This window comes from Nostoc sp. KVJ3 (assembly GCF_026127265.1).
Classification (GTDB): domain Bacteria; phylum Cyanobacteriota; class Cyanobacteriia; order Cyanobacteriales; family Nostocaceae; genus Nostoc.
Genome location: NZ_WWFG01000001.1, coordinates 3,153,120 through 3,175,734 on the forward strand (window position 1 = coordinate 3,153,120; position 22,615 = coordinate 3,175,734).

The window sequence follows — 22,615 nt, forward strand, 5'->3', positions numbered from 1 at the left end:
GCAATGGTAGTTTTGCGATATCTCGTGATTATTATCACCTACATCGGGTTAGGGCTAGGTTACTTGCCCGGATTGCGAATGAATCGGGCGACGATCGCCATTGTTGGTGCTGCCTTTTTGATGGCATTGGGGGTACTAGATTTGCCTACGGCGTGGGGCGCGATCGACTACAAAACACTAATTTTTCTATTTGGGATGATGGTAATCAGCGCCAATCTCGCCGCTTCTGGTTTTTTCCAGCTTGCCCTTGATTATACAATCCGCCGCATTCACAGCCCATTCGGGTTACTGGTGGTGTTAACTTTTGGCAGTGGTATTCTCTCAGCCCTTTTTCTTAATGATACAATCGCCCTAATTTTGACACCTCTGGTAGTTGGTATTACCCAGTTACTCAAGCTTAAACCTATTCCCTATTTGCTAGCGCTGGCAGGTGCAACTAACCTCGGTTCCGTTGCCACTTTGAGCGGTAATCCGCAAAATATCTTGATCGGTTCCTTCTCTGGCATTAGTTATCTGGAATTTGCCAAAGCCTTAACACCACTTGCGTTGATCTGTTTGACAATTCAGGTAGGTTTATTGTGGTGGTTATATCCCGAAGTGCGATCGCTCCGCCCTTACTTAAAAGTCAAACCACCCCGTTACCATGTTCTTAAGCCACTGTTAGTTAAAAGTCTATTAATTACCAGTGGATTACTGGTAGCATTTTTAATCGGAATTCCTACTGCTGAAGTTACCTTAATTGCTGCCGGATTATTACTGGTAACGCGCCGACTCAAACCAGAGCGAATTTTACAAAAGGTAGACTGGGATTTGCTATTAATGTTTTGTGGACTGTTCATCCTTACCGAGGGTGTGCAAAAACTCGGTTCTTTGGGATGGCTTTCTCGTTTTGTCCACGATCCCTTGAGCATTTTGGGGATAACGGCATTGCTATCAAATCTAGTGTCAAATGTGCCGGCTGTATTGTTACTACATCACCTAATTCCCCATCCCGACACCCGCACTTGGCTACTACTAGCAGCAGCTTCAACACTGGCGGGAAATCTCACTTTGCTGGGTTCAGTGGCAAACTTAATTGTGGCGGAAGCTGTTGCCAAACAGGGATATCGGCTTACTTTTGGGGAACATTTGCGATTTGGGCTACCGCTAACTGCTATCACCTTGGTACTTACCTATTTTTGGATTTAGAGTCATGGGCCACTTTGTAACCTTCAACAAATTACACCAGGGACGCTGGTAAGGAAATTGTGAGTTTGTGAAAGTAGAATTACTATGTTTTGAGACAGCAAAGTGTCAATTATTGGGTTGCACAATACGCATTTCAATATCTTCCAATGTTTGTAACAATAAGCTCCTTGCCTGTAATTGCCAACCCCATTTCTGAATTCTGTAAGCTGATACAGTCCCAACTATAGCTGCTAACAAACAGAACGGTTGATTTAAAGAAATTCCGAATAACAAACCCAATCCAGCAATTCCCCAAAATGGTAAGGCTACCGTTTGTCTTTGTTCTTCCACAATTTGAGTAACTAGATTAGATTTCTTATTAGCTAATAATGCTTCTTTAACTTGTCGCTGTTCAGCCGCCGAAACTGTTAAACCTATTTTACGGCGTAGTTTTTCCATTTTGCGGGCATCAGTGCTGTACTCAGTTAACTCATCTTCTGCCATTTTCAGCAGTCGTTCTAGTTGCGCCATTATTTATTACATCCAGTATTCTAATACACCTATTAGCCTAAATAATTGTTAACTTTTATTGACTATAGCGTTGTATTTAATCGCTAAATTTAAAGTTACACGACAGAATGAAAAATCTAAAATTGAATATGGGAAAGATATGCAAACGGTTACGCACTTACAAATTATAAACTTAAAAGGTAATATTTATGACTACAGTATCTAAAAGCACTTTATCTCCATCTGCCCAAGAACGATCGCTAATCTTGTGGTTTGATGAAGTTGGTATTGCTGATATCCCTTTAGTTGGGGGTAAAAATGCCTCACTGGGCGAAATGATTCAACAGCTAACGCCTAAAGGGATTAACGTTCCTACCGGATTTGCTACTACTGCTTATGCTTATCGTCATTTCATCCAATCAGCCGGGTTAGAAGCAAAGTTACGCAAACTCTTTGCCGACTTGGATGTTGAGGATGTCAAAAATTTACGCGAACGGGGAAAAAAAGCGCGATCGCTATTAATCCACACCCCATTTCCTATAGAATTGCGAGAGGCGATCGCTACAGCCTACCATAATCTTTGCGAACAATACCATGCAGAGACAGATGTGGCAGTCCGTTCTAGTGCCACCGCTGAAGACTTACCGGATGCTAGTTTTGCCGGACAGCAAGAAACTTACCTCAACGTTGTTGGTGCTGAAGGGGTTTTAGCAGCTTGTCATAAATGCTTTGCTTCCATATTTACTGACCGCGCTATTTCTTATCGCCACACTAAGGGATTTGACCACTTTAGCATTGCCCTTGCCGTTGGTGTGCAAAAAATGGTGCGCTCTGACTTAGCAACCTCTGGGGTGATGTTCTCCATTGACACAGAAACCGGATTTAAGGATGCAGCACTGATTACAGCCGCTTATGGTTTAGGTGAAAACGTTGTCCAAGGGTCTGTAAATCCCGATGAATATTATGTTTTTAAACCAACTTTAAAAGCTGGTTTCCGCCCAATTATCGATAAAAAATTGGGCAGCAAAGAACTGAAAATGATTTATGATGACGGTTCTAAATTTACGAAAAATGTGTCCGTTTCGCCCAGCGACAGAGGCAAGTTCGCCCTGAGTGATGAAGAGATTTTACAACTAGGAACTTGGGCGTGTTTAATTGAAGATCATTATTCTCAAGTCCACGGTATTTTCACTCCAATGGATATTGAGTGGGCAAAAGATGGAATTACTAACCAACTTTTTATTGTGCAAGCGCGTCCCGAAACCGTCCAGTCGCAGAAGACAGGAAATGTGCTGCGGAGTTATCGCTTGGTATTGGGGAATCGGGAATGGGGAATCGGGAATGGGGAAAAATCTTCCCACTCCTCACTCGCTGATTCCCAATCCCCAATTCCCCTGGTTACGGGAAGTGCAATTGGAGAAGCGATTAGTCAAGGGAAAGCCCGCCTAATTTTAGATGTTCAAAAACTCGAACAGTTTCAACCTGGGGAAGTTTTGGTGACAGAAAGAACTGACCCCGATTGGGAACCAATTATGAAACGCGCCAGTGCAATTGTCACCAACTCTGGTGGTAGAACATGCCATGCCGCAATTATTGCGCGAGAATTGGGTGTACCTGCGATCGTGGGATGTGGCAATGCTACAGAAATTTTGAAACCTGGTCAAGAGGTGACAATTTCTTGCGCCGAAGGAGAAGAAGGAAAAGTTTATGCAGGTTTATTACCTTTTGAAGTTGAAGAAGTTCCTTTAGAAAACTTACCGCGTACTCATACTCAAATTTTAATGAATGTGGGTAATCCCCAAGAAGCATTAAGTTTATCGGCAATTCCTAACGATGGCGTAGGTTTAGCAAGGACAGAATTTATCATTGCTAACCAAATCCAAATTCATCCAATGGCGCTGATTCATTATGAATTATTAAAAGATGAATTTGTCAAAGCTAAAATTGCTGATATTACCTCACTTTATGACGATAAACCTCAATATTTTGTAGATAAATTAGCTCAAGGGATAGGTCGAATTGCGGCGGCATTTTATCCCAAACCAGTAATTGTTAGAATGTCAGATTTCAAAAGTAATGAATATGCCAATTTATTAGGTGGGCGACAGTTTGAACCAAATGAAGAAAACCCGATGTTAGGTTGGCGAGGAGCGGCGCGTTACTATGATGAAGGCTACAGAGAAGCTTTTGCTTTAGAATGTCATGCCCTTAAACGGGTACGGGAAGAGATGGGTTTAACAAATGTTATTCCGATGATTCCTTTTTGTCGAACTCCTGATGAGGGGCGGTTGGTTTTGACAGAGATGGCAAAAAATGGTTTAAAGCAGGGTGTTGACGGCTTACAGGTTTATGTGATGTGTGAGTTGCCGAGTAATGTGATTCTGGCTGAGGAATTTGCTGAGGTATTTGATGGCTTCTCCATTGGTTCAAATGATTTAACTCAACTGACGCTAGGGATAGATAGGGATTCGGCATTGGTAGCGAGATTGTTTGATGAACGCAGTCCAGCGGTTAAACGAATGGTAAAAATGGCCATAGAAGCGGCGAAAAAATGCGATCGCAAAATCGGCATTTGTGGACAAGCACCCAGCGACTATCCAGAATTTGCTCAGTTTTTAGTTGAACAGGGAATTGATTCAATCAGTCTGAATCCAGATTCGGTTTTAAAGACAATGCTAGAAGTGGCAAAAGCTGAGGGTAATAATTCGTAATTCGAGTAATTTATGCCAGCTAGAGACCGTTACCACGAGAACTTAAAGAATGCGCTATTTTTGAGGAAGAACCGCTTGGTAAACTTATATTGGAAGACTACAAAATTCCCCTGATCGTTTTCAATCCAAAGCGAGAGGTTATAGTCCGATGGATACTCTGGAACAATACAGACAGATAATTTGCACCATTCTTACTGAACACACGAAAATTCCTTACTCTTACGGTGATATTCAGCATGAAACTATTTTTGATAAAGAACAGGATCGATATTTGGTGATGATTCTTGGTCGAGAACCAGTGCCTGAACTTTCTGTAACTGCAACACGCCGCGTTCATGGCTGTCTGATTCACATTGATATTATTGATGGCAAAATTTGGATTCAACGTGATGGCACTGAAGATGGACTAGCAACGGAACTGGTGAGCGCTGGTGTGGCAAAGGATCAGATTGTATTAGGATTCCGTTCTGAAGAACTGCGGAAAAATTCCGAATTTGCGATCGCATAACCAACAATAGTTGAACTTCTGGATCGCTGACTGTAATATAGCGATCGCTATATTCTGCTGATTATTATCCCATGCCCAATGCCCCGTACCCCATGCCCCATACCCAATACCCAATAACCAAAAAATGGTTCCGAATTGGGATGTTGGGTATATTTATCCTCTCACTCGCCTTACGGTTTTGGGGACTGGAGCGATTCAACACTCTGGTATTTGATGAAGTTTACTTTGCCAAATTTGGTAATAATTATCTCACGCATACACCATTTTTTAATGCTCATCCGCCCCTCAGTCAATATATAATCGGCATTGGCATTTGGATTGGTAGTCACATTCCCTTTTGGCACGATACCGTAAATGGGCTGACAGGTTCAATGCGATCGCCTTGGACTTATCGGTGGTTAAATGCCCTCACCGGCTCATTTATTCCTTTAGTTGTGGCTGCGATCGCTTATCAGTTGAGTTATCGCCGTAGCTTTGCAATCATAGCAGGTTTGTTTACAGCTTGTGATGGCATCTTTCTAGTTGAATCTCGCTATGCTTTAAGTAATATTTATATCGTCATCTTTGGTTTATTAGGGCATTGGTTTTTATTATTGGCATTAGAGAACCACAATCGGCGACGTTCATTTTGGTTAGTTTTTGCTGGCATTGCTTTTGGTGCTTCAGTTGGTACTAAGTGGAATGGTTTATGGTTTCTATCGGGTGCTTATCTCATTTGGCTAGCAGCTTGGATAATTCGAGGAATCCATTCTTTTTCTAACTCCAAACTCTTTTTGAAAGAGGCAGGAGAGGAGCTAGAAAGCAGAATAGAGGAGGGAGGAGTTAGTACTTATTCTCCCCCATCCCTAGCATTTCCCTTATCTCAGACACCACTACAAAACTTGACTCAGCTAAATATTTTCCAGATGTTATTTTATCTAGGAATTATCCCAGCTTCTATCTACAGCATCATCTGGATTCCTCACCTTCAGTTAGATAAAACTTATGGATTTATAGAAGTACATCGGCAAATTTTGAAATTTCACTTACAGCTAGGTGGTAATAGTCCTAACGTACATCCTTATTGTGCTGCCTGGTACAAATGGCCTTTGATGACTCGACCAATGGCATATTATTATCAAACGGCTGAGAGTATCACCGAACCATTACCTGTAATGGGGCCACCTTTACCTGCCGGTACTGGAAAAGTTATTTATGATGTCCATGCAATGGGCAATCCCTTTTTATGGTGGTTTGGTGTCGCTGCCATATTGTTTTTAGTAGGGATGCTGGTATCACAGACAATAATTCCTTGGGTGAAGGAAAAGCGTTTTTCTGTGCCTACAACTCTGAGTGTTGATACTTGGATTGGTCTGTATTTAGTAATAAATTATACTGCCAACTTAGCGCCCTGGGTAGAGGTAACGAGGTGCGCTTTTATATACCATTATATGTGTGCATTAGTGTTTGTATTTTTAGCGATCGCTTGGTTTGTCGATCAGTGTCTTCGCAGTTATTATCAACAACTCCGGGTGCTAGGTGTCACCATTACTTTTATTATTCTCGCTGCTTTTATTTTCTGGATGCCTATTTATTTAGGTTTACCCCTCTCTCCTGACGGTTATAAGCTGCGAATGTGGTTTAACTCTTGGATCTGATTAAAGAGGGTATAGTACAAGCTTGCGGACAATATTTAAAACATTGACGGTACGGGCAATTCATGAATTGCCCCTACAACGTGTCCTTTTGCGTAAGTCCTAAATATTTATACTTACAAATCAGATATTTACAGCACTTTGCAAGTAAATGAAGTACTGCTTGGGGCTACGGTGAATTACCCCCCTTATAAAGGGGGGAAAAAGAAATCTAGTTCCCTCCCCTTTATAAGGGGAGGGTTAGGGTGGGGTATTTTTGTACCTCACCAACTCGCAATCTGCTGTAATGAATCAGGACTTACGCAAAATCATGAAAAAACGAACCGCAAAGGACACAAAGAAATAAGAGTTTCAGAGAGTTTTTGCGTAAGTCCTATAAATATACATACGCAACTGGCATATTTAGCCCAACATTTTATCAAAACTTATTTAGACCTTAATCTTCAGAATTTAAAAAGGTCATTAGTAGCTTAATCTATATCTATATATAAGTAAGTCAGCACGATCAAACCTATGTATGTTTAGTTTTGTAAAAATAATGGAATGACCAATTCCTAAGCTATTCGCTGATTTTACATTTCGTTACATAGCTTGGTTTTTTGATGCCTACTTACTTAGTAGAAAATACATAAAAAAATGTGGGCTACTAGTATAATAAGTTGGAAAATCTAAACACTCATTTAGAAATGCTTGACAAATTAGCCATCAAGCACAGGGCATTTGTGGAGCTACAAAAAAAACAAACAAATTCTTAAATTCTACGTATATGTCCGACTGCCAAGGGAAAACTGAAACTAACAACTTAAGTACATCTAGTGGCAAGTATTTAACAGCGTTTCAGAGGAAACTGCTACTACAAAATTTGGACAAAAGTCTAGTTGAATCCTACCGCCAACGAATTGAAATCATGTTGTTGGCAGATGAGGGGAAAACTCAAAGGTCGATTTGTCAAACTTTGGGATGTTGTGCAGCAACAGCACGATATTGGACACACATAGCCCAAAGTGGAATGGCACATCAATGGCAAGATTGCCCCATTGGTCGCCCGAAGTCAGTAAATGACCAGTATTTAGAACGTTTGAAAGAACTGGTTAATAGTAGTCCCCGCGATCGCGGCTATGCTTTTCGCCGCTGGACAGCAAACTGGCTAGGGAAACATCTGGCGAAAGAATTTGGCATTGAAGTGAGCGATCGCCATATCAAGCGACTGCTCAAACAGATGGGATTATCCACACTACCAAAATCCACTAATCCTCAACAAAACAGCACTGAACAGGCTCAGGGTTCCAAAATTTTGATTTGTGACCTCCAATCGGCAGGTATTCCAGATGATTCCGAATTTTTACCTATTAATTTTGCCAAATTAGGAAAACATTTAGACATTCATGGCGCAAAATATATCTGCTCAGTTGCTGACTCTACAACAGTTCAACAATACTCTAGGTTATTCTCTTTCTACAGAGGAATTTCAACACTGTCTTGAACAAGTTAAATTTATCAACCCAAAAGTCGGCAAATTCTGGCAAGGAACTAATGCTCAACCAGGTATATATATTGCGATCGCTGGCAAAGTCAGGTTACTAGATAACGCCGATGAGTTAATCGCCACTTTAGAATCGGGAGACTCATTTGGGGAATTTACCTTGTTTAAGGAGGGTGACTTTAAAGCTTATGCTGCAAGAGCTTCAGTCAACTTACAACTGTGTTTTATTCCGAGTGAAGTATTGTGGCCATTGATGGCTAAATATCCCCAAATTCGGGAGCATTTATGGACTAAAGCACTGTCCCGTAATCCCCAACAGCCAGACTCAGATCAGCCGCCAGTACTGCCATCTGACTCCAAACGGCTGCATGAACCGAAGATTTTGTCAACGCCAGCAGTAGAGCCAGCCACGAAAAAGATTAGCAAAGCCTATTTTCCCAACTCCACACAGCGAGTCGGGCATTTATTGCAACGTGTGATTCGGCGCTATCCATTTTTTGCCCAACAGAGTGGATCGGATTGTGGTGCAGCTTGTTTAGTGATGGTATCTCGCTATTGGGGGAAAAACTTTAGTGTAAATCGCTTGCGAGATATCGCCAATGTTGACCGCAATGGCTCATCGTTGCGGGGGTTATCGGCGGCGGCGGAAAGCATTGGATTTGCGACGCGACCGGTGAAAGCGAGTCTTGACCAATTAGCCAAGCAAAAATTACCTGCGATCGCTCACTGGGAAGGCAAGCATTACATTGTTGTCTACGAAATTACCCCTAAACAGGTAATTGTGGCAGATCCTGGTATTGGTCAACGTACCCTCACCCACCAAGAATTTAAAGCCAACTGGACTGGCTATACACTGCTGCTGCAACCCACAGCCTGGTTAAAGGATGCTAAAGAGACTACAACTCCCTTTTGGCAATTCTTTGAATTGATGAAGCCTCACTCTTTAGTGATGCTGGAAGTGTTTGTCGCTTCCTTATTTATCCAGATTTTTGGACTTGTTACTCCCTTATTTACCCAGCTAATTTTAGACCGTGTAGTAGTGCAGCGTTCTGAACTAACCTTAACAGCAGTGGGATTAGGGTTACTGATTTTTAGTTTATTCCGTGTGGCGATGACAGGATTGCGGCAATATCTGTTAGACCACACAGCGAATAAGGTAGATTTAGCATTAATTGTCGGATTTATTCGCCATACCCTGCGGCTACCCTTGAGTTACTTTGAGTCTCGTTATGTGGGGGATATTATCTCTCGTGTACAGGAAAACCGCAAAATTCAACGCTTCCTTTCCGGTGAGGCGTTGTCCATCCTGCTAGATTTAGTCACTGTCTTTATCTATTTAGGATTGATGTTTTGGTACAGTTGGAAAATGGCGTTGTTGGTATTAGTAATAATACCGCCTTTTTTCCTCTTGGCATTGATTGCCACACCTTTTTTACAAAAGATTTCTAGGGAAATATTTAATGCTGTTGCCAAGGAAAGTAGCTATTTGATTGAAGCCCTTTCTGGTATACGAACGGTTAAATCCACAGCCGTAGAACAGACAGTGCGTTGGCATTGGGAAGAGTTATTAAGTAAAGAAGTAAAAACTAACTTTTCCGGTCAAATTATCAGCAATCGCTTGCAAATATTCAGCAACACAATTGAAGCAGTGCTAACTACTGTCTTGCTGTGGTTTGGGGCGTATCAAGTTATTCACAACGAGTTAACTATTGGGCAATTGGTGGCATTTAATATGCTGCTGGGAAATATTATTACACCCTTCCAACGATTAACGGTTTTGTGGAATCAATTGCAAGAAGTGGTGATTGCGGTGGAACGCATTAATGATGTATTGGATGCGGAACCAGAAGAGGATTTGCAGCATCAAGTCCGGCAATCTTTACCATCAATTCAAGGTAATATTCGCTTTGACAACGTGACATTTCGCTATCACCCTGAAAGCGATATCAATGTTTTAGAAAATCTCAGTTTTGAAGTCCAAAGTGGGCAAATGGTTGCCCTAGTGGGACGGAGTGGTTCGGGTAAAACCACGATTTCTAAACTGGTTTTGGGGTTATATTCTCCCACAGATGGCAAAGTGTTGATTGATGGGCAAGATATTAACAGTCTTTCATTGCGTTCTCTCCGCGAACAGGTTGGAGTAGTTGACCAAGATACCTTTTTGTTTGGCGGAACGATTCGGGAAAATATTAGCTTGGCACATCCTGGGGCAACATTAGCAGAGATTATTGAGGCGGCGCGATTGGCGGGTGCCGATCAGTTCATTAAAAACTTACCTATGGGTTATGAAACCCAGATTGGGGAAGGAGGGGGGATGTTGTCTGGGGGACAGCGACAAAGAATTGCGATCGCAAAAGCATTGTTAGGAAATCCCAAACTGTTGATTTTAGATGAAGCGACTTCCCATCTAGATGCAGAGTCAGAAAGGATTATTCAGACAAATTTAAACACAATCCTTAAGGACAGAACCACCTTAGTAATAGCTCATCGCCTTTCAACCGTGCGGAATGCAGATTTGATTTTAGTGCTAGATCGCGGCGTGTTGATTGAGAGTGGGACTCATCAAGAGTTGATGGCAAAGCGGGGACATTATTTTTATCTCAATCATCAGCAGTTGGATGTTGCAGGGTGAAACAAAAAAGAGACAACAGAGAATTATTGAGTGAACTTACGCAAAAACAAACCTCAAACTCTTATTCCTACGTGTCCTCTGCATCCTCTGTGGTATGCCTCCGGCACGCTACGCGAACGATTTTCCGTTATCTGTGCGTAAGTCCTTGTCTCTTCCAAATACTCTATGCCTCACTCCCAAAATCCCAAATTGATATCAGGAAAAATCATGCCAAACACATTGAATGGAAGAGTTCAAACCCAAATCTATGAGGTAGAACAGCGCGAGGAAATTTTAAAAGAGCAAACACCAGATAAATCAACTGATGATTGGGCTGATGCGACCAAAGATTTACTTGATAGCTTACCCCAGGTTTGGACAAGAGGATTGCTTTATTTTTTGGTGATATTTGTCTCGATAATTTTGCCTTGGGCAATGTTATCTAAAGTAGATGAAACTGGTACAGCAAGAGGGCGACTTGAGCCAAAAGGAAAGACAGTGAGGCTGGATGCTGCTGTGGCAGGTACTGTTGCCGAAATTAGGGTAAAAGAGGGTGATTCGGTTAAAATTGGGCAGACTTTATTAGTATTAGAATCGGAATTAGTTAAGGCAGAATTGCGGCAAGCACAAGATAAATTAGAAGGACAATTAAATCGACTTTCTCAGTTAAATTCATCTAAAAGTCAGTTAGTTGTATCTTTGACAACTCAAGAGCAACAAAACCAATCTCAAGAGTTAGAAAAGCAAGCTCAAATTGACCAAGCACGACAGAATATGAATGCTCTTAGGAATTCCTATGATTTACAAAAAGACGAAAAATTAGCTCAAGTAAATCAAGCACGACAAACTCTTGGGCATAATCAAACAGCTAATAAGTTAGTCAACAGTAGTTTAGCCAGTACCGAGCGAGAAGTTAATCGCTATCGCAGTCTTTGGCAGTCAGGGGTTGTTCCAGAAATTAATGTTGTTGAGAAACAAGATATAGCTAAAGATAAACAACAATTATACGAACAAAATCAGTCAGATATTCAACAAGCTAAACTACGTTTGCTAGAACAACAAAGTAGTTACGAGCGAACTATTCGGCAAGCAAATGCAGATATTGAACAGGCACAGTTGCGACTGAAAGAACAAGAAAGGAGTTATCAGACTTTAACTCGTTCCAGTAAGCTAGCTGTGTTAAAAATCGACGAACAACAAAAGAGTTTAGAGACAGAAATTACTACACTTCAGGCAGAAATTGCTCAAAGTAAGAGTCAGATTGTCTCGTTAAAGTTTCAGTTAGGACAACGAGACTTAAGAGCTACCGTGAATGGTAGAGTGTTTCAATTACCGATACAACGGGCTGGATCTGTAGTGCAGCCGGGAGCAATGATTGCAGAGATTTCACCCCAAGGTTCGCCATTAATAATTCGGGCGCAAATGGCAACAAACGAGAGTGGTTTTTTGCGAAAAGGATTGCCAGTAAAGTTAAAGTTTGATGCTTATCCCTTTCAGGATTATGGGGTAGTGGAAGGAAAATTGTTAGAGATTTCTCCCACTACCATAGAGGTGGAAACACCTAATGGCAAGGTAGCAGCTTATGACTTGGAAATTGCCCTCAAACAAAATTGTATTCCCTCGGCTAATAAGTGTATTGCCTTGCATCCTGGGGATACGGCGACAGCTGAAGTAATTGTACGTCAGCGCCGGATTATTGATTTTCTACTCGATCCATTTAAGCAGTTACAACAGGGTGGAGTGAAATTGTAGAGACACAATACTTATACATTCATAAACCCAACCTTCCAGCAAATGCAGAAAGCTTTCCGATTAGTGAAAAATATTTAATCTCATCTATCTACTTCAGGAGAAACATCATGTCACAAACGATCGCTATTACCAAAGAAGATATTCTTTATCAAATCAAACTATCTTGCAAAATTCCTGAGATAATTGAGCAGATTGTTAGCCGCAAGGTGATTATATCTGCCGCCGAAGAAGCTGGCATAAAAGTAGAAACCGAGGAACTTCAACAAGCAGCAGACAAAATCCGGTTAGCTAACAAACTTAATAGTGCTGATGATACCTGGGAATGGCTGAAAAAACATGGTATTTCCCTAGATGATTTTGAAGATATAGTTTATGGCACTGTCATCTCTAGCAAGCTAACTAATAATCTATTAGCTAATAAAGTTGAACCCTATTTCTTTGAAAACCAACTAAATTATGCAGGTGCAGTAATTTATGAAGTTGTATTAGACGATGAAGACTTGGCGCTAGAACTTTTCTACATGATTCGTGAAGGTGAGATGAGCTTTTATGATGTTGCCCATAAATACATTCAGGATACAGAGTTACGTCGAAAAGGGGGATATCGGGGGATAGTGAGTCGCCAAGAGTTAAAACCAGAGATTTCTGCTGCTATCTTTACGGCTGTACCCCCACAAGTTCTAAAACCAATTTTGACTTCTAAGGGAGTACACCTGATTTTGGTTGAAGAGATTATTCAACCGCAACTTGATGACAAATTGCGGTATAAAATTTTTGCAGATTTATTTACAGAATGGATAAAGCAGCAAGTTCAGGAAGTGGAATTAGTAATTAGTCTTGAATAAAATACAGCATTGGCTGAATACCAATTTGACAACGATACTTCCGAGTATATTTTGACTTGCTTCAAAGTAGTTCACTGTTTGAATTTGCTTCTTTCTGCTCAATATGTTGGCTTTGTTGTTGGCGATTTAGAAATGAATCTTTATCGTTCTTGCCTACAACATATCCAAAAGCTGCACTTCCAATAGCGAGGAACAACAGTAGAACAATGGCTTCGTACCCATTGGGTTGATAAACAGGAGGCTGACTCATAAATTAATTTCCCGTTAATACAACTAACAATTTACCTTAAACGTAGAGTGAAGGACATAAGTATTAAGACTACGTCCTTCACTAGATGAACTGAAAATTTTTGAATGAGCTACAGAGGTATTATAGCCTACTTGCGATCGTTACGACCTACTGCATATCCTAGTGCAGCAGAAGCTAAACCAAGACTGATAAGTGCAAAAATGGTGAAACCACCATGAGCCGATCCTGCTTGTTCATCAGATAGCTCGTTGAGAAAGCTTTCTTCATCTATAAAAAGAGATGAACCAACTGGTTGAAGGTTGCTAATAGAAATGGTTGCCATGATTTAATTTCCTCTTGCATCAATTAAGTGAAAAGTGCTTTTTGCTGATTGCTAAACCTACATATATATAGGAAATAATGTAGGTTTAGAATAGTCTGGCTAAATCAATCAGACTTTTTAAGCCATATACAAATGCTTCTTAACCTGTTCCAAATATTTAGAACAAGTAGAGTTTAGTAGTAGCGACCTTTGATGTAGGAAGCGACAAAAGTAACAGCAACAACAGTAAGACCAATGCTTAAACAAGCTCCACTACTAGCTGTAGTGATAACTGACCAAATAGCACCACCTTGATTACCTAGTTCATCTTCAGTTAAAGACATCAAATAGCTTTCTTGATCGGCAAACAAATCGTAACCAGCAGGACGCAAATCGGAAATTTTGATAGTAGCCATCAGATGCTTTCCTTTGATTTTTTTAATGAATTATGCTTAGTAACAATCAGAAATATATCCTGATTGATTACATATCTAATTTTAGGTTTTAAGTAGCTGTAACTCAATCCAAAAATTTCACATAATTTGACATAATAAAAACATTAATGTCCCATATAAAAATACTTTTTTCATATAAAAATTTCCCAGCAATATAATTATATTGCTGCTTTTAATACAACAAAATATATGCCTTTTAAAATAAGAGGCAGATTTGGATAAACAATAACAAATTAAACGGAAAATTTCACGACATCAAGCATCAGGAGCAGAAGCTATTCTCTCTTCTAGCCAACTTTTGAAGAGCATTTCTAAAATTTGCTCTCTGATTTCACTCAAGTCAGATGGGAACCACTTCTCAACTCTCAGGATGTGATAACCAAGTTGAGTTTGAATTGGGCCTACTAATTCACCTACCTTGGTATCAGTGACAGCATTTGCAATTTCTGGTGACAATTCTGTTAAAAACCGGATACCAACAAAAGCACCATTTTCTTTAGACTGCTTACCCTTAGAGTATTCTAAAGCTAATGCACAAAAAGAATCTTTTTTGTCCCGAAGCGCTTTGGTAATATTCATTGCCTCTGTCAAATCACGAACAAGGATCTGAGACAAAGCCACCCGTTTATAACTATCTCGGTTGTTTATATAATGATCGTCCACTGCTGCACCGAAAATATGTTCTTTCAACTTTTGAGATAGCAATGATATGCGAATGATTTGCGACCAATCCTCTACACTAATGCGCTGCTGTGCTAGCCATGCCAGAGTTTCAGATGTTCCCAGCAATTTGTTTTCTTGGCGAAATGCATCACCTGCTGCTTGCAACTCTTCGTCTGTTACTTTAATATCTAGCTGTTCGCAGAGTTTCAAAGTCAGAGCATTTTTTTCAGCAGCAATAGCAATTTCAGCTATTTTGCAAGAATGGCGCAGGTAAGCAAGGATATCTTCATCACTTGCAGGTGTAATTTCTGGGAATGTAAGTTTTTCTAAAGAGTGTTGCATGGTCATAGTATGTAATCTTGAGCAAAATACATATTGTGCGGTTCTAGCCAGGAAAATATTAGCTACTTTGTATTTTTTTATTTAGGAGCGATAAATCAAGTTTTCTGGCGAAATATCTTTGAGAGAAAGTTGATTGCGGTGTAAATCTCCATACAAATTCAGGTAATTAATTTCCGCAGGTGTAAGTTTGCCTTGCTGGACACTAGAAATGGCTGCATCAATTTCTTCCCGACGTTGCCATCCAGCCAAGCAAACATCTACACAGTTTTGGCTTAAAGAGTAGCGATATAAATCAGGTACTGAAGGTTGCCAACAATTTTCAGGCAGACCTTGGGGAGCATTCCAAAGAGCGCCTGTGTGAGAGCCTGTAGATTTAAAAGTAACGATACCTGGTCTATGAGAGTCTTGGGAGTCTAGTTGATTAAACACTTGCGATTGAGCAGACTTATGAGCAACATTGTGTCTAACCATGACTACATCTAATAAAGGGCTGTTAGACCATTGTTGAGCCAGATTCATATCATGAAAAGAGGCTCCGATATAGCGAACAGCCCCCATTTTTTTAAGGCGCTCTGAAACTCCAACTATTTTTTCAATCTGACGCTGATATACAGAATTAGCTCCTTTTAAATCAGGAGAAAGCTGTAAACAATCTTCTAAAGCTGACCCATCCTTAGAACCAATCCAGCCCCAGAAAAATACATCAATATAGTCAATACCTAATTCTACAAACTGATCGAGCAGTGCAGCGATCGCCATGTCTGGACTTTTAATGTAAGTTACTGTCGCTAGCACTACTTTCTCTCGCACCAAGGAACCACGTCCACACATCTGGCGCAGCGCTCCAGCCATAGAGCTATAGATATAGTGGTGCAGGTCACTGGAGTAAAAAAAATAGTTAATTCCTTGGTCAAAGGCGTAAAGCGTATCTTCACTGGAAATGCTGCCACCACCACCTAAGCCTAGACAGCTAACTGTTAAGTCAGTTCGCCCCAGTTTTCGGTAGAAAGGTAAATCTGATTTCGGGAATTTAGCATTTAGAGGATCAACTCGATCTGATTTGACCAAGGATTGTGACGCAAGATTAGTTATTAGCATTCGTTCAATAACTGGTAAATATTTTCCGAGTTAGCATTCAAGTAGACAGATTGCAAGTCAATTCCCGATAAAGAAAATTGCTCATGGATAGCTTGCATCCTTCCCTCTGGAGAATTGTCTCCTTGATACCAAGCTTTTAGTAATCCATTGGCCACAATCTGACAACGATTCATCCCAAAACTTTCCTGTTCAGCAAACTTTTGGTCTGGTTCTTCTGCTAATGCTAATCCTGGTAGAAGCTGCATTGTGAATAAGGGAACCTCTGGCTGAAAATAAGATTTATTTTCTCTATATACAACCTGTAAAACTTCTTTAACTACCTGATAATCCCTTTTATCAAAATACAAAACCCCGGAATCATGCCGTCCGTAGTCTTTTGGATTATACAAAACCTTAAAACTAAAAGGAATTGCTAACTTATTTAGTTGCTGTGTCAGACTCTTCATTACCGCCACAGCACCTTCAGGAGTTAAATTAAAATAGATTCGTACAGTTACCAATGGGTTATTAGCATCTACAAAACGAGTAAAGCCCTGATTGCCAACTGCCATGTAAAATCCATTTTGTACCCGATTCTTAGGCATTCTAATAGCTACCAAATCACCTAATACAGGGGTTTTTTCAATAGTTTGAAGATGCTTGTAAGGCTGAATATGTAACCTCAAACCACCTTTGTTTACTACTAAGCTACCGTCTATTTCTTCTTTAATGACAGACCAACCAAAGTCAAAATTGCTGTCTCCACAATTACTTTCATGCAATTGCTCATATAATTCTAAATCTATTCCCAGGAAAGTATTATTTTCCAAATCTATGAGCAAACTATTTTCTTCTCCATCTAGTGCTAACGCACTTCGCATAGAACCGTTGTAGTATATCCCATAGAGAAAAGCCCGCAATTGCAGACTCAGATATTTCTGTTGCATCTGGGTTGGCATCTTCTGAAAACGTTCAACTACTTCAGATGGTAATTCCAACGGTTTGTAATCTGGATGCTGGATGGAGAAGTCAGATTTTATCTCAATTTTCCGAACAATATCTTGTAAAACATCCAGTAATTGCCCAGTTAATCCAGGCTCTAACTGAGTTTGAGAAGAATTTAATAATTGCATAATTTTTATTTAGTAATAACAAAATGATTTAAACAGGAGAATTACTCAGGTGGGTTAATTCAACAGCAGCAGCACCAAAAATTGTTGGCATCGATTGTATAGGACGGCTTAATAACGTCTTAGCAACCTGAAGCATCGCAATCCCCATATTGCCAAAAGATTTTTGATATTGAATCATCCCCTGAATCTGTTGAATCAAAGCAAAACCTGTAAATTGCACCACCCGTTGCAAGAAATCAGGGCGGTGTTTTAGAATTTCTGGAAAAGTGTTTAAATAAGCTTGGGTTAATGTGCCAATTGAAGGCTGAAGTAGTTCTAAAGGTGTTATTGCCAAGCGTAAAGACTCTTCAATGCTCAAAGAATTACTGATAACCAAGTTAGTTAGCCAGATTTGGACATAGCTGCTAATTAGGGTTCCTAAATCAAAAGCTGGATCTCCCCAAGCAGAGCGTTCCCAATCGATTAGCCGGATAATATTGTTACTAGAATATTGCCAATTTTTGTAGAGGAGAATATTATTTAGTTTCAAATCATTGTGAGTAAGACAAGAGGGCGTTACAGCATTCCCCAATTCAGCGATCGCCTGTCCCAAGCTATCATAACGTTGATATAGAGCAAAAAACTTTAACCCCTCAGCAGGGACTATACCAAAAATTTCCGGTTCAACCCGTTCTAATCTCCGAACTAAATGTGATACTTGATCGCTCATTAAATTATCTGAATTTTTAGTAAAGAATTCCTGATATTCTTGGCGGTTGAAAGTATCACAATGGATAGTTCCTAAAGTATTCCCAATTGCCGTAGCGATTTCTGTAGAAAAATTATTTTCTTTGGTGTAGAAATCCATTAAATCTCGATAATCATCCAGATATCTAAAGACAATAATCGAATTTTCAACATCAAAATGGAGTACCTCTGGTAAAAATGAGCGGTAGTTGCCAAGGTTGGGAAATTGTTGGAGAAACTCTTGAATTCGCCACTCGGTTAAAAATTCACCAGCTGCTTTCCCTTCTGGATTGTGTCGTTCTTGCTTAACTAGAAGTTTGCGATCGCCTGGTAAAGTCAGCAACAAATTGAAATTCTTGGCTGTAAGTTGTTCTATCTTAATGGGTGGTTGCTCTGATTGATTACATAATCCTTTTTCAAGCAAATAATTGAAAACATTCTGTGAGTTTAAGATAAATGTCATAAGTCTTAATCAATTAGTTGTAACTTTTGAAAATGCCAGCTTCCTTCTCAATGCGATCTAAAGCCTTCTTTGCTCTAAAAATCAACCGCAAATAATTTAACTGACTATTCCAAGCTGAACGAGGTAACAAGGTTAGTAAAGGCTCTACCTCATTCTGGGATTGTTCAATATGAGTAATAGTCGCATCTTGTGGAGGGATAAAATCACTTGACATATTATTTATCTGAATGAGATTGAGAACTAACTAACTCTGGTTCTTCTTTCCAACCTTGTGGCCATTGAATGCGATCGCTAGTAAAATGAAGTGGGTCGTTTTCAGGCCAAGGGGTATTAATCGGTTCCTCAATTAGAGCAAACTCTCCGTTATCAAAGGGATTCCCATCTGCCCGACGTTGAAGAAATACTCGCTCTCGAATACCGCCTTTTTCCTGAGTCAGGGCGCGATGATGACAGTAAGGATTGTTACCTCGTTTGTCAAAGAAAACGTGAGCAGTCCAACTACAACCACCTCGACAGAGTTCCGCAAATTCGCAAGACTTACAGAAACCCCATAAATGTGATGTTCCCTTGGGAGTATCAGCCCCCAAATTAAACCGTAGTTCTTCGGTTTCTTCAATAATTGTCCGCAGTGAATGATCGCGGATATTACCACCAGTGTAGGCTGTGGTCGGTAGCGAGGGACAACCTTTAATAGCTCCATCGGCTTCAATACCTAAAGCAGACAGTCCAGCGCTACATCCCTGCCAAAATGACCAAGCATCCCCACCCCGTAGCAATCGCTCATAGGGGCCATAGTAGCCGATGTTATTTCCTGGTTGTACCTGCACTCCTTCTTCCTTGGCGCGTTCAGCAACACGAGCAATCATTGGGTATATATCCAATAGTTCGTAAGGTTGCAGTAAAATATCACCATTATCGGCAGCATTGCCCATCGGTACAGTTAACTGAATTTGCCAAGCGAATACTCCAGCGTCGCGGATATGCTCATAAATTTGGGGAAATTCTGGTGCAGACAGACGATTGATTTGCGTATTGCAGCCGAAGGGGATACCTGCTTCTTTAAGATTGCTCATGGTCTTAAACGCCCATTGCCACGAGCCTTGTTTGCCCCGCAGACGGTCATGAGTCGCTTCCAAGCCATCAACTGACACAGAAACTACCCCAATACCAGCTTCCTTCATCCGGTGGGCTGTGTCTAAGGTGATACCATAACCCCCAGTGGTCATACCACACAACATCCCAGCTTTGGTAATTGCTTGGGCAATCTCTAACCAGTCAGGACGCAGAAATGCTTCACCACCAATTATGGTTACTTCTGTGATTCCAACTTCCGCCATTTGTTTGACTAAATCAAGGGCTTCTGCTGTAGAAAGTTCGTTCGCCCTTGTATGACCTGCACGAGAACCGCAGTGTTGACAGGCTAGATTACACTTGAGTGTAATTTCCCAAACTGCATAACTAATTCGGCGATAAGTCATAAAAATACCCTCAATTAACTTTTCTAGAAAGGGACGAACAAATCTCTATCCATCCCTAGAAATCTCAGTTTGTTCTCAAAACTTGCTGACAAGCAACGGCTTTGTTTAGAACTCAATACGGTTCAGTTAAGGCTAAAACTCTCAGTAAAAGTCAGTTTTTTTAATAAACCGCTAAGAACGCCAAGAGAAGAAAGAAATACTTAACTTAACTGTATTGGTTTATAACTACCTAAAATTCCAGAGACCGCCTGGCGCTCCATATATCAAAATTGAATTCCTCCACCCAGTTAATCCACCAAAAACTGCTGCTAGTTCTTTTTCACTTAAATCCTTGAGTTCACCTTCACTATCGGCAGACTCCAACAATTGAGCGGTATATTCTTCATACTCTTCTAGAGTGAAATCGTAGCCAGCATCTTTAACTATTTGGCTACATTCTTCCTTGCTATTAACGCTTTGAATTTGATTACGAAACGCTTCATCATTTGCTAGCTTTTCGTAGAAACTTTTGACATTTTCTATGGACATAAGATGCTCCTAACCTGATTAACTAAATATATTTTTGACTGCTATAGGAATAGTGTTTGATTTTTGAAATATCCGTAGTGTGCGTTAGCGTAGCGTAACGCACTATCCCAAGCTTATGGTGCGCTACGATATTCCGTCTAACACACCCTACTTATATTTTTTCAAAAATCAAATAGGACTTACGCATTGACAGAAAAGACCAAGTATAGATGATTTAAAAACCACATTCGTCGTAGAGGCAATTCATAAATTGCCCCTACGACGCGGATCTATTTGCCATCAATGAATTGATTAATAAAAAACTGAAACGCCGTATTTATGTTCATACACAAAATGATTATTTTGTAAAGTGCGTAAGTCCTATATGATTCCTATATCCATCATTTCGATTCTGTTTTGAATTTATAAAAGGACGGACAGATTCCCATCCGTCCCTATAAATTTCATTTTTTCTAGTCGCAATAGAATTTCCCTAAATTATGTCATCTACCCGGATAACTCCATACATCAATTGGTAGGGTGGCCATACAACTCCATATAATGGTTGAATTTTTGGTTTCCCAGTTAATCCACCAAAAACTGCTGCCAATTCTTTTTCACTTAAATCCTTGAGTTCACCTTCGCCCTCAGCAGACTCCAACAGTTGAGTAGTATATTCTTCATACTCTTCTAGAGTGAAATCGTAGCCAGCAGCTTTAACTATTTGGCTACATTCTTCCTTACTATTAACGGCTTGAATTTGAGTACTAAATGCTTCATCATTTGCTAGCTTTACATAAAAAGCTTTGACGTGTTCTAGAGACATAATCTTCTGCTCCTTAAATTACTTAACAGTTGGTAATTATATTAGAATTAGGAGTTACGCACTCGTGACGATAAACTAAGCTTTTGCGATTACTTGTTTCGCTTGTAATGACGTTAAATCGTAGTTCGTGCGTAATTCCTGAAAATATTGAACCTTAACCCGCAGCTAATTTTGACACTTGAATTGTTACTTCAGATGGATTGTAGTTATCTGTAATTACTTGCGGACAACGCATACAAGCTGCCTTACCTTCTTGATTCCACCAACGACAATCTCGGCGGATAGAACAAGGAGGCAATTCCTCTGCAACTGCGGTTAATTTTCCGGTAATTTGTTTCGCTAGACGACAATCTTCTCCATCAAAATGCAGACAAGCTTTAGTGGCACAAGGTGCTGCTGTGCGAAAAATTTCAGCAGGTGTAACTGGACTAGCTTTTGCTATCAGTTCATCGGTGATAGGTATGGGTTGCTTAAGATAAGTTACATGTGGTTCTGCAACTGTTCCACTGATTATGCCGAAAACAACACTATTTTCAGATTCTGGTCTAGCACTGGGGCAAAGTGTAGTTTTATCCACAGCAATGTCTTCCATTAATTGAGCTTCTAGCGGAGAGAGCCTTTATGAATATGAGCTTTCTGTCGAATTTGGATATACCATTCTTAAATCATTTTGTGAAAAATTATATCCCTAACTTTTTTTACGAAGTGAGGGATTTCGATACTGCAAATTTTCACAAATTAGATAGAATAGTCAACTGCTACGAGTCCTATAGTAATAGGAACAAAAATCTTACCAAGTATTATGGGAACCAATTTTGATTCTCCACCTGCAACGCTTTTTGCTTCTTCATCAGACATAGATGACAAAGCCTCTTCTGAATCCAAAACTTCGTTCCGACGGGTCACGGCATTTTGAACAGCACCATCAATCAAATCGTTAATTTCAATTTGACTGTTATACTTTCTTTCTTTCGCTTCCATATTGATTTTCCTCAGATTCTTTGACTGTTGTTAGGCAATTATTATCAGTGAAATTGCCTAACACGTCCTCATATTAGGAAAAAAGAAAGCTAATTACTCTATATTCTAGAACTTTAAATTAGACATAAATAAAACTTTTATGTCACTAAAAAACGATGATTTTTGAGTTATCCATATTTTTATGTATGGCCA

General features: G+C 40.1%; 22 protein-coding genes. 8 read left to right on the forward strand and 14 right to left on the reverse strand.

Annotated elements, in window-relative coordinates:
* The first annotated feature begins 3 nt into the window (after positions 1-3).
* On the forward strand, positions 4-1,188 hold the full coding sequence (locus GTQ43_RS12340; protein WP_265272899.1) for an anion transporter: 1,185 nt from the start codon (positions 4-6) through the stop codon (positions 1,186-1,188).
* 105 nt (positions 1,189-1,293) lie between these two features.
* Here GTQ43_RS12340 and GTQ43_RS12345 read toward each other — a convergent pair whose 3' ends face one another.
* Positions 1,294-1,698, reverse strand: coding sequence for a hypothetical protein (locus GTQ43_RS12345; RefSeq protein ID WP_265272900.1), 405 nt, complete (start codon positions 1,696-1,698; stop codon positions 1,294-1,296).
* Positions 1,699-1,886: 188 nt separating this feature from the next.
* On the opposite strand from GTQ43_RS12345, the gene ppsA reads away from it, so the two are divergent.
* From ppsA to GTQ43_RS12380, 7 genes are all read left to right on the forward strand, one after another.
* Positions 1,887-4,388 carry a phosphoenolpyruvate synthase gene (gene ppsA / locus GTQ43_RS12350; protein WP_265272901.1) on the forward strand — a complete coding sequence of 834 codons (2,502 nt, stop codon included), beginning with the start codon at positions 1,887-1,889 and terminating at the stop codon, positions 4,386-4,388.
* Positions 4,389-4,536: 148 nt separating this feature from the next.
* Entirely contained in the window at positions 4,537-4,896 is a 360-nt protein-coding gene (locus tag GTQ43_RS12355) for a XisI protein (RefSeq protein WP_265272903.1), read from the forward strand.
* Positions 4,897-5,036: 140 nt separating this feature from the next.
* Positions 5,037-6,533, forward strand: a complete 1,497-nt coding sequence (locus tag GTQ43_RS12360; RefSeq protein WP_265273747.1) for a dolichyl-phosphate-mannose--protein mannosyltransferase — start codon at positions 5,037-5,039, stop codon at positions 6,531-6,533.
* Positions 6,534-7,296: 763 nt separating this feature from the next.
* Positions 7,297-8,013 (forward strand): helix-turn-helix domain-containing protein, encoded by a 717-nt coding sequence (locus GTQ43_RS12365; RefSeq protein WP_265272905.1) that lies wholly within the window; start codon positions 7,297-7,299, stop codon positions 8,011-8,013.
* A complete protein-coding gene (locus tag GTQ43_RS12370; RefSeq protein ID WP_265272906.1) occupies positions 7,916-10,645 on the forward strand; it encodes a peptidase domain-containing ABC transporter in 2,730 nt (909 codons plus the stop codon). The genes GTQ43_RS12365 and GTQ43_RS12370 overlap by 98 nt, the downstream gene beginning before the upstream one ends.
* A 207-nt stretch (positions 10,646-10,852) precedes the next feature.
* Positions 10,853-12,376, forward strand: a complete 1,524-nt coding sequence (locus GTQ43_RS12375; protein WP_265272907.1) for an HlyD family secretion protein — start codon at positions 10,853-10,855, stop codon at positions 12,374-12,376.
* A 107-nt stretch (positions 12,377-12,483) separates the two neighbouring features.
* A complete protein-coding gene (locus GTQ43_RS12380) occupies positions 12,484-13,221 on the forward strand; it encodes a peptidylprolyl isomerase (protein WP_265272908.1) in 738 nt (245 codons plus the stop codon).
* 61 nt (positions 13,222-13,282) lie between these two features.
* Here the strand turns inward: GTQ43_RS12380 and GTQ43_RS12385 are convergent, their stop codons facing one another.
* The 13 genes from GTQ43_RS12385 to GTQ43_RS12445 form a co-directional block, all read right to left on the reverse strand.
* The gene (locus GTQ43_RS12385; RefSeq protein WP_265272909.1) at positions 13,283-13,471 is read right to left on the reverse strand and encodes a hypothetical protein; all 189 of its coding nucleotides are present in this window, start codon (positions 13,469-13,471) and stop codon (positions 13,283-13,285) included.
* Between the two features lie 127 nt (positions 13,472-13,598).
* Entirely contained in the window at positions 13,599-13,793 is a 195-nt protein-coding gene (locus GTQ43_RS12390; RefSeq protein WP_265272910.1) for a hypothetical protein, read from the reverse strand.
* A gap of 173 nt (positions 13,794-13,966) precedes the next feature.
* Complete coding sequence (locus GTQ43_RS12395) at positions 13,967-14,188, reverse strand: hypothetical protein (protein ID WP_265272911.1); 222 nt, start codon at positions 14,186-14,188, stop codon at positions 13,967-13,969.
* A 294-nt stretch (positions 14,189-14,482) separates the two neighbouring features.
* On the reverse strand, positions 14,483-15,238 hold the full coding sequence (locus GTQ43_RS12400; protein ID WP_265272912.1) for a peptidylprolyl isomerase: 756 nt from the start codon (positions 15,236-15,238) through the stop codon (positions 14,483-14,485).
* A 75-nt stretch (positions 15,239-15,313) separates the two neighbouring features.
* Positions 15,314-16,330: an aldo/keto reductase gene (locus tag GTQ43_RS12405; RefSeq protein ID WP_265272913.1), complete on the reverse strand. Its 1,017-nt coding sequence runs from the start codon at positions 16,328-16,330 to the stop codon at positions 15,314-15,316.
* A complete protein-coding gene (locus tag GTQ43_RS12410; protein ID WP_265272914.1) occupies positions 16,324-17,442 on the reverse strand; it encodes a T3SS effector HopA1 family protein in 1,119 nt (372 codons plus the stop codon). The genes GTQ43_RS12405 and GTQ43_RS12410 overlap by 7 nt, the downstream gene beginning before the upstream one ends.
* Positions 17,443-17,470: 28 nt before the next feature.
* Positions 17,471-18,631 (reverse strand): phosphotransferase family protein, encoded by a 1,161-nt coding sequence (locus GTQ43_RS12415; protein ID WP_265272915.1) that lies wholly within the window; start codon positions 18,629-18,631, stop codon positions 17,471-17,473.
* Positions 18,632-18,644: 13 nt separating this feature from the next.
* A complete protein-coding gene (locus tag GTQ43_RS12420) occupies positions 18,645-18,845 on the reverse strand; it encodes a hypothetical protein (RefSeq protein ID WP_265272917.1) in 201 nt (66 codons plus the stop codon).
* 1 nt (position 18,846) lies between these two features.
* Complete coding sequence (locus GTQ43_RS12425) at positions 18,847-20,109, reverse strand: nif11-class peptide radical SAM maturase 3 (RefSeq protein ID WP_265272919.1); 1,263 nt, start codon at positions 20,107-20,109, stop codon at positions 18,847-18,849.
* A gap of 225 nt (positions 20,110-20,334) precedes the next feature.
* Positions 20,335-20,637, reverse strand: a complete 303-nt coding sequence (locus GTQ43_RS12430) for a Nif11-like leader peptide family natural product precursor (protein WP_265272920.1) — start codon at positions 20,635-20,637, stop codon at positions 20,335-20,337.
* A 472-nt stretch (positions 20,638-21,109) separates the two neighbouring features.
* The gene (locus GTQ43_RS12435; RefSeq protein WP_265272921.1) at positions 21,110-21,442 is read right to left on the reverse strand and encodes a Nif11-like leader peptide family natural product precursor; all 333 of its coding nucleotides are present in this window, start codon (positions 21,440-21,442) and stop codon (positions 21,110-21,112) included.
* Positions 21,443-21,596: 154 nt separating this feature from the next.
* Positions 21,597-22,034 carry a nitrogen fixation protein gene (locus tag GTQ43_RS12440; protein WP_265272922.1) on the reverse strand — a complete coding sequence of 146 codons (438 nt, stop codon included), beginning with the start codon at positions 22,032-22,034 and terminating at the stop codon, positions 21,597-21,599.
* Between the two features lie 146 nt (positions 22,035-22,180).
* Positions 22,181-22,423: a hypothetical protein gene (locus GTQ43_RS12445; protein ID WP_265272923.1), complete on the reverse strand. Its 243-nt coding sequence runs from the start codon at positions 22,421-22,423 to the stop codon at positions 22,181-22,183.
* Between the last annotated feature and the right edge of the window lie 192 nt (positions 22,424-22,615).